This is a genomic window from Streptomyces sp. NPDC057654, assembly GCF_042800135.1.
In the GTDB taxonomy this organism is placed as follows: domain Bacteria; phylum Actinomycetota; class Actinomycetes; order Streptomycetales; family Streptomycetaceae; genus Streptomyces.
On sequence record NZ_JBHVHQ010000342.1, the window covers coordinates 1 to 8,434 of the forward strand.

The 8,434-nt window shown below is 68.8% G+C and carries 8 protein-coding genes; 5 read left to right on the top strand and 3 right to left on the bottom strand.

Annotated elements, in window-relative coordinates; translation table 11 throughout:
- The 3 genes from ACFU99_RS23660 to ACFU99_RS23670 form a co-directional block, all read left to right on the top strand.
- On the top strand, positions 1-1,774 hold a 1,774-nt coding region (locus ACFU99_RS23660), incomplete at its 5' end, for a heterodisulfide reductase-related iron-sulfur binding cluster (protein WP_384395089.1).
- Between the two features lie 136 nt (positions 1,775-1,910).
- Positions 1,911-2,483, top strand: a complete 573-nt coding sequence (locus ACFU99_RS23665; protein WP_384395091.1) for a Uma2 family endonuclease — start codon at positions 1,911-1,913, stop codon at positions 2,481-2,483.
- 143 nt (positions 2,484-2,626) lie between these two features.
- A complete protein-coding gene (locus ACFU99_RS23670) occupies positions 2,627-3,130 on the top strand; it encodes a MarR family winged helix-turn-helix transcriptional regulator (protein ID WP_384395093.1) in 504 nt (167 codons plus the stop codon).
- A 41-nt stretch (positions 3,131-3,171) separates the two neighbouring features.
- Here ACFU99_RS23670 and ACFU99_RS23675 read toward each other — a convergent pair whose 3' ends face one another.
- A complete protein-coding gene (locus tag ACFU99_RS23675) occupies positions 3,172-4,068 on the bottom strand; it encodes a hypothetical protein (RefSeq protein WP_384395095.1) in 897 nt (298 codons plus the stop codon).
- Positions 4,069-4,436: 368 nt separating this feature from the next.
- The gene (locus ACFU99_RS23680) at positions 4,437-4,910 is read right to left on the bottom strand and encodes a MarR family winged helix-turn-helix transcriptional regulator (protein ID WP_384395096.1); all 474 of its coding nucleotides are present in this window, start codon (positions 4,908-4,910) and stop codon (positions 4,437-4,439) included.
- Between the two features lie 85 nt (positions 4,911-4,995).
- On the opposite strand from ACFU99_RS23680, the gene ACFU99_RS23685 reads away from it, so the two are divergent.
- The gene (locus ACFU99_RS23685; RefSeq protein WP_384395098.1) at positions 4,996-5,958 is read left to right on the top strand and encodes an alpha/beta hydrolase; all 963 of its coding nucleotides are present in this window, start codon (positions 4,996-4,998) and stop codon (positions 5,956-5,958) included.
- A 70-nt stretch (positions 5,959-6,028) separates the two neighbouring features.
- Here the strand turns inward: ACFU99_RS23685 and ACFU99_RS23690 are convergent, their stop codons facing one another.
- Positions 6,029-6,433 (bottom strand): hypothetical protein, encoded by a 405-nt coding sequence (locus tag ACFU99_RS23690; protein WP_384395100.1) that lies wholly within the window; start codon positions 6,431-6,433, stop codon positions 6,029-6,031.
- A 104-nt stretch (positions 6,434-6,537) separates the two neighbouring features.
- Here ACFU99_RS23690 and ACFU99_RS23695 point away from each other — a divergent pair, with 104 nt between their 5' ends.
- Complete coding sequence (locus ACFU99_RS23695; protein WP_384395101.1) at positions 6,538-7,602, top strand: LuxR C-terminal-related transcriptional regulator; 1,065 nt, start codon at positions 6,538-6,540, stop codon at positions 7,600-7,602.
- Positions 7,603-8,434: the final 832 nt, after the last annotated feature.

The window sequence follows — 8,434 nt, forward strand, 5'->3', positions numbered from 1 at the left end:
CCTGAGGATGCACGCCCTGGAGGGCGCACAGGTCCACGTGGACGGCTACGAAGCCTCCTTCTTCGCCACGTACCCGCTGGTCGCCGCCTTCAAGGGGATGAGCCTCGGGGCGCTCCAGAACCTCACGTACCTCTTCGCGATGATCAAGATCGCGACGTCCTTCATCTGGATGATCACGGTCGCGCTCAAGACCGACATGGGCGTGGCCTGGCACCGCTTCCTCGCCTTCCCCAACATCTGGTTCAAGCGCGAGGCGGACGGGGACGTCGCGCTCGGCGCGCTCCAGCCGATGGTCAGCGACGGCGTGCCGATCGACTTCGAGGACCCGGACGAGAACGCCCAGTTCGGCGTCTCCCAGGTCGAGCACTTCTCCTGGAAGGGCATCCTCGACTTCTCCACCTGCACCGAGTGCGGCCGCTGCCAGTCGCAGTGCCCCGCCTGGAACACCGGCAAGCCGCTCTCCCCCAAGCTCCTGATCATGGCTCTCCGGGACCACTCCCACGCCAAGGTCCCGTACCTGCTCGCGGGCGGCGGCAAGGACGAGGAGGGGAACGAGAAGGCGAGCGCGGAACAGCTCGCGGACGTCCCCGCGGCGGCCCTCGCCGAGGCGGAGCGCCCCCTGATCGGCACGCTGGAGGAGAACGGCGTCATCGACCCCGACGTGCTGTGGTCCTGCACCACGTGCGGGGCGTGCGTGGAGCAGTGCCCGGTCGACATCGAGCACATCGACCACATCGTCGACATGCGCCGCTACCAGGTGATGATCGAGTCCAGCTTCCCCAGCGAGGCGGGCACGATGCTGAAGAACCTGGAGAAGAAGGGCAACCCCTGGGGCCTCGCCAAGAAGCAGCGTCTCGCGTGGACCAAGGAGGTCGATTTCGACATCCCGGTCGTCGGCAAGGACGTCGAGGACCTCACCGAGGTCGACTACCTCTACTGGGTCGGCTGCGCGGGCGCCCTGGAGGACCGCGCCAAGAAAACGACGAAGGCGTTCGCGGAGCTGCTCCACATGGCGGGCGTCAGCTTCGCCATCATGGGCGGCGACGAGGCGTGCACGGGCGACTCGGCGCGCCGGCTGGGCAATGAGTTCCTGTTCCAGCAGCTGGGCCAGCAGAACGTGGAAATGCTGAACATGGCGTTCGGCGAGTCCGACGGCGAAGACGGGGATGAGGCCGTCAAGGTCGAGAAGTCCAAGAAGAAGATCGTCGCGACCTGCCCGCACTGCTTCAACACGATCGCGAACGAGTACCCGCAACTGGGCGGCGAGTACGAGGTCGTCCACCACACCCAGCTGCTCCAGCACCTCGTGGACGAGGGCAAGCTCGTCCCGGTGACGCCGGTCGAGGGCCTGATCACGTACCACGACCCGTGCTACCTCGGCCGCCACAACAAGGTCTACACACCGCCGCGCGAGATCATCGCCAAGGTGCCGGGCCTGCGCAACGAGGAAATGCACCGCCACAAGGAACGCGGCTTCTGCTGCGGCGCGGGCGGCGCCCGTATGTGGATGGAAGAGCGCATCGGCAAGCGCGTCAACAACGAACGCGTCGACGAAGCCCTCTCCCTCAACCCGGACATCGTCTCCACCGCCTGCCCCTTCTGCCTCGTCATGCTGACCGACTCCGTCAACGGCAAGAAAAACGACGGGAAGGCCAAGGAGTCCATCCAGGTCGTGGACGTGGCCCAGCTCCTGCTGGAGTCGGTCAAGACCCCGGCGGACCCGGCGGGCGAGCCGGAGAAGGCGGACGAGCCGGAGCCTGAGCCGGCGAAGTAAGGCTGTAGGCGGGCTGTACGCGCGTACGTACGCCCTGACGGCCGGTCCTCGCACACTGCGGGAGACCGGCCGTTGTCGTAGGTGCGTGGGACTATGAGTATGTACCGAGCCCACGCCCAACAGACGGAGCCGGATCGTGGACTACGCCAAGATGCGCGCCATCGCCGAAGAACTCCTCCAGCACACCCCCGATACTGTGCAAGCCATCGAGATCGGCGGCCGCGATCTCGTAATGATGATGTCCCCGTCACGGCCACACGAACTCATCGCGATGCGACTGCGCCGTCAGTTCGACCGCCAACTGGCTGAGGGCCTCGTGGCGCACACGGGCGGTGAAGTGGAGGACCCCGCAATCGGCAGGCTCCGCCGACCCGATCTCATTGTCGTCCCGGAGGAAACATTCGCCGAAGCAACCACGGCGCCTTTTAACCCGAGGGACCTGGAACTGGTCGCCGAGGTCGTCTCTCCCTCGAACCATGCCAACGACTACGGACATAAAATGCAGGACTACCCAGCCATGGGCATCCCCCTGTATCTGCTGGTCGATCCGCGCAAGGGGACCGTCGCGGTCATGTCCGACCCCGGAACCGACCTCGGCGGCGAACCCCGCTACCGGGCCCGCCACGACTACGTGTTCGGAGACACGGTGGCCGTCGGCCCGTGGACGATCAACACGGCGGAACTACCCCGGTACCGCCCCGCCGAATAGGCGTCGAGTGCGCGCCGGACAGGCGTCCCCATTCCCTTGACTTAAACCTTGGTTCAACTTTTAGCGTCGTCGTAGTAGCTGATCGCGAACGAGCGCGAGACGCACTCGGGTTGTTCCCGAGCCGACCATGAAGGTGAAGCCACATGACTCAGCCCGCCTCCCCTGTCTCCCCCGCGACCACCATTGCGCCCGCCGACCCCGACGCGACGGACGAGGCCCTGGCCTCGCAGCCGATCGGGTACTGGAGCGGGGTCACGCACCAAGCTGTCATCAAGCACATTCGTGACGCGATGGCCCGTCAGGGGGTCACTCAGCCGCAGTGGTGGATCCTCAACCAGGTGGACAGCGACCCGGCCGGCAAGACGCGCGAGGAGCTGGCCGACCGGCTCGCGAGCTTCGCCGACGGCCCGTACGAGATCTCGCGTTCGGTGGATCTGCTCCTCAGCCAGGAGTGGCTGGCCGCCGGTGAGGACAGCCGCTTCCGGCTCACCGACGCGGGCAGCGCCGCCAAGGCCCGTATCAAGCAGCTCGCCACAGACCTCCGCGCCGAGATGCACGACGGCATAACCGACGAGGAGTACGTGGCCGCCCTCAAGGTGCTCCGGCACATGATCCGCAACACGGGCGGGGTGGACGCGCTGCGCTGACGGGGCCGCGCCCGGAGGGCCGTGTTCGCCGGGCGCTCAACTCACGTGGCGGTGCAGTGCTTCTGCGCGTCGACGCGCACCTTGCGCCCCGTGAACTCCTCAACGACGGCGATGTTCTCCGGCGCGTAGTTCGTCGCCTGGATCTTGTCGGCGTCCTTGCTGCCCACCTTGCCCGTGTACGGGGCGGACTTCTCCATCCAGTAGGCCGTCCGCAGGAACTGCGTCAGGACCAGGTCGCGCAGCTTCGGCTCGGCCTTGATCTTCGCCCAGTAGTCGGGGTGCCGGTCCTTGGCGACGCGCAAGTACAGGAGCAGATACCGCAGGTTGGTGGCGGCGATGTCGCGTGCGTTGCTGGCGCCGATCCCCTTGATGTACTCCTGAAGCACCGTCACGGCCGGCAGCCCCGTAAGTCCCGCGTTCTGCTCAGCCAGCACCCCCTGGAGGAGGTACTCGCCCTGCGTACGGTCCCGCAGATACGTGTCGTCCATGGACGCGGTGAGCCTGTCCTTGATCAGCGGGAGGATCTCCTTACGGGGGAAGCCCCCGTGCACCGGGACCGTCAGCGCCTGCTGCCCGCCGTTGATCCACGCCGCGATGGACACGTCCCACTTGGTCCGGGACGGGTCGAGGTCCCACATATGGGTCTCCTCGTGGATCGCCACCATCATCGACTCGGCGAACCCCTCGAAGCTCCGCTTGTTCACGAACTGATCCCAGTACTTGTCCTTCGCCTGCGCCACCGCCAGCGCCTCCCCGCTGGGCCAGCGCCGCTTGTACACGGCCTGGAGGGTGCGCATCCAGTTCGAGGAGTTGAAGGCGGCTTTCAGGTCGCTCACGTCGGCGGTCGGCTGGGACGGTTCGCCGTAGCAGTACGGCTCGGCGGCAGTACCGGCACCGGCCTCGGCATCGGCATCGGCAGGTGCGACCGACGCTGCCACGGTGCCCGACCCGAGAGCCAGGACAAGACATACGGTCAGCAGGCGGGGGGAATGGGAACGACGTCTACGGCTCACGAGGACCTCGTCTCGTAGCAGCGCGTGGGAAGGGAATTCGACCGGACCGGGCGCCGCACCGCCCGTCACCCGTCGAAGCTACTGCCCCGCACACCTCACGCCCACTGCCATTGCCCTATAGCATTCCGGCATAGGTTCCGCGGCTTCCTCGCGGATTTCTCGCGGACTTCTCACGTGCTCGGCCCCCTGCGAGGGACCGGCCAGAGCCTGCGCGATCAAGGGTAGGCAGAGGAAAGGACAGGCGGAGGAGGAGCCGGCAGCCGGGCGGCGAGCAGTTGGCCAGCCGTGCCCGTTCAGCCGGTGGGAATGCCGACCTGATCGCGTTCGAGTGCGGAGCGCAACCGGCGCAGGGCCTGGCCGACGGCTGCCACCGTGGACTGGTCGAGGGAGCCGCCGACCAGCTCGCTCAGCCCCGCGGCGAACGTCGCCTCGGCGGCGTCGAGGAGCTGTGAGCCGTCGTCGGTAAGGGCCAGGAGTGAGGACCGGCGGTCCGCCGGATTGGCCTGGCGGACGATCCACCCCTGCTTCTCCAGGCGGTCGACGCCTTTGCTGGTCGCGCCGACTCCGATGGCGAACTCCGCGGCGAGGTCGGCCACCCGGGCCCCCGGGCGTTCGCGCAGGAACCGCAGGAACTCGAACTGCGAGGTCACGATCGCGTGCCGCTCGCGCAGGCGGTCGTTCAGGGCGTTGTACAGGCGCGTCTCGCAGCGGACGAGATCCGCGAAGAGTCCTTGGAGGTCGGCGACGCCACCCGATGTATATGCCATGGCATATAGTGTAGAGGAAGGCACTTCAGGGCGTCCCGAAAGCACCCCGGGGAAAGGCATCCCAGCGGAGGAAGCAGATGAGCAGATGAGTAAGGAACAGCTCGCCAAGGTCGACGCGATGCTCCGCCGGCCCCGCCCCGAGAACCCGCCCACCGTCGAGCAGTTGCGAGCCGGATTCAAGGCCCTCATGGACACGATGATCGTGCCGGACGACATCCACACCGCCCGGACCACGCTCGGCGACCGCCCCGCCCTGCACATCACACCGGACAGCACGTCGGACAGCACACCGGCCGGCACATCGGCCGGCACATCGGCCGGCACACCGGACAACGGCACGCGCCCCGGCACGATCCTGTACTTCCACGGCGGCGGCTTCGTCTTCGGCTCCCCCGAGACCGCGCTGTCGCTGACCGCGCATCTCGTCTCCAAGACCGGCCTCGACTCGTATTCGGTGGACTACCGGCTGGCCCCTGAACACCCGTTCCCGGCCGGTCTGGATGACAACCTGAGCGCCTACCGCGCCCTCCTCGACAGCGGCCTGGCCCCCTCCGCCATCGCGTTCGCCGGGGACTCCGCCGGCGGCGGCTACGCGGTCACCACCGCCCTGGCCGCACGCGACGCGGGGCTGCCGCTGCCCGCCGCGATCGTGGCCTTCTCCCCGGGCCTGGACGCCACCCGCACCGGGGAGAGCATGACGGCCAAGGAGGGCATCGACCCGATCTTCACCCGCGAGGCCGTGCTGCACACCGGGGCCATGTACCTCGCCGGTCAGGACCCCGAGCAACCCCTCCTCAGCCCGGCCCTCTTCGCCGACCTGACCGGCTTCCCCCCGCTGCTCATCCAGGCAGGCGCCAACGAGCTCCTTCTCGACGACTCCACCCGACTCGCCGCCCGCGCGCGCGACGCCGGAGTGGACGTCGTCCTCGACATCACAGCCGACGCCCCGCACGTCTTCCAGTCCTACGCCGGCGGCACCCTCGACGAAGCCGACCGGGCACTCGACCGCGCCGCCCTCTTCCTCAGCCAGCACGTCCCCGCCCCCTGACGCACGTACGGGCCTACGGACGTACGGGCCTACGGGCCTACCGATCTACCGGCCTACCCGCCTGGCGTCGCTACATCGAATACTTGTGCTCGGGCCACCACCGCTGAACGGCCTCGATGGTCGTCATCGGGTTCACGTTGAAGCAGATCTTCGCGCCCGGGGCCAGCTCGTGGGTGGTGTTGACCACGACTTCCAGGAGCGGGGTCAGCACGGGGTCCAGCCGCAGGCCGGCGCCGATCATCACGAGGTCGTAGCTCTTGGCGGCCAGCGCGACGCGGTAGGCCGCATCGCCCGTACGTCCGTAGTCGAGCGCGCAGACGTCGACGGTGAAGCCGAGCTCCTCCAGCCGGGCGCGGGCGGCGGCCACCCCGGACCGCACTTTCTCGGCGTCGACATCGGGAAACGCCAGCCGCGACGAGGGCGAGTCATCCACCATCGCGGGATCCAGTCCGACGATGAGTATGGTCGGGGACATGTCTCGGCTCCTCCAGTAGCGTTTTGACGTTCGATTATCCGGACCGAACGCTACGCGTTGGCGGGCCACACCGCCCTCCCACATTTCTGGGATACGTTCGACTGATGAACTTCCCGGTGGCGCGGCGCGAGACCGTACGCGACATCGAGGCGGTCTGCCGTCTCGGCCTCGGCTCACGCGAGTTGCGGTGCGGGATCGTCGACCGGCTGATGCGGCTCGTACCGGCCGACTCCTACTGTTTCGGCACGCTCGATCCTACGACGCTGCTGGTCACCGACGAGGTGAGCGCCGGCCTCACGCCGGAGGCGGCCGTGGCAGCCGCGCACAACGAGTACCTGGTGGACGACGTGCTCAAGTTCGCGGCGCTCGCCCGTTCCGAGGTATCAGCGGGCACGCTCTCCGCGGCCACCGGCGGCGACCCGGACTCCAGCCACCGGTACCGGACGGTGCTGCCGCTGATCGACGCCCGTCACGAACTCCGCGCGGCCTTCGTGGTGGACGGGCACTGCTGGGGCGCCATCGCCCTGTTCCGCGGCAGCGATCGACCCGACTTCTCCCCGGCCGACGTCGGCGTGCTGCGGCGGCTGTCCGCCCCGATCGCTTCCGCGCTGCGCCGCGCCGCCCACCTCACCCCCGGAGACACCGCCCCCGGCGACAACGCCCCCCGCCCGGCCGAGTCGGGCGTGCTCCTGCTCGACCAGGACCTGCGGCCGCTCTCCGAAAACCCGGCCGTGAAACTCTGGCGGGACGAACTTCCCTCATCAGAAGGAACATCGGGCGCGGAACTGCCGATCGCGGTCCGGGAGGTCGCCGCGCGCGGGAGGGGCGCTGCGCTGCCCGCGTACGGGCGGGTGCGCGGCCGATCGGGCCGGTGGCTCACCCTGCACGCCTCCCCACTGAACGGCGGCGGCCCGTACCCCGCCCCCACGGCCGTGACGCTGACCCCGGCGCCGGCCAACGACGTGGCCGAGGTGCTCCTCCTCGCGTACGGACTCACGCCACGCGAGCGCGACGTACTGGCACGAGTCGTCGCCGGCCTGCCCTCCCGGGCCATCGCCGACGAACTGCACATCACCGCGGCGACCGTGCAGGACCACCTCAAGAGCGTCTTCGCGAAGACGGGCGTCCGCAGCCGCAGCGAACTGGTGCCGACAATCCTGGGCCTGTGACGGAGGGACGAAACGGTACCTACGCCCCCGGGCAAGGCCCGTGGGCGATCGCCCGCGGGCGATGCGCCTGAACTCCGAGTCCGCCTCCTGAACGAGGGAACTCCGGCTCCCTCACCCGCCGTCTGCGACGACTGCTCATCAATGTGTGGTGTCGGGAGGACTGACGGCTGCTGACCCCTGGGGTGTGCCGTGTGTTTGAGGTGCGCGCAGGGCGGCGGTGGCGGTTTGGTGCGGGTGCACAGCGCGAGCGGCGACGGGGTTGGGGCGGGTTCGCTGTCTACTGCTGGGGTGTGGGCTGGTGTCGCGGGCGGCTGGTGGGTGGGGCGGTATTCGGCGTGGGTGGGTGCAGGTTTCGTCTCGGACCCTCCGGGTCCAAGGCGCCAGCAGCGGGAGGGAGGGGGCGGGGCTGCTGCCGGTGCGCTGCCTGCCGTTCGGTGCGCGGCCGGGGTTCAGGCTGGCTCCGCTGCGCTGCGCCGCTGGCTGCTGCCGCGAAGTGGCCGTTGCCGGTTGGTCGGGTGCGGGTTCGTCTCGGACCCTGCGGGTCCACAGCGCATGCAGTGACGGGTGGGGCGGTGGTGGTGTTCGCTGGAGGCTCCGCTGCGCTTCGCAGCGGCTTACTGGCAGGTAGGGTGCGGTTGCCGCCCGACAAAAGCGCCTTATGGGACGCGGAATCGGGCCGTAGCTGCACCCTGTTGAAGGGTGAACCTGGCGTGTCGGGCATACCGGGCGCGGCGGCCGTCGGAGTGGAGTTTCCCCAGCCAAGGGCCCTCTTTGCACGGGCGGAAACCGCCCCCGGACGGCCAGCCGCCCCCAGGCGCAGCGCAGCGCGCCC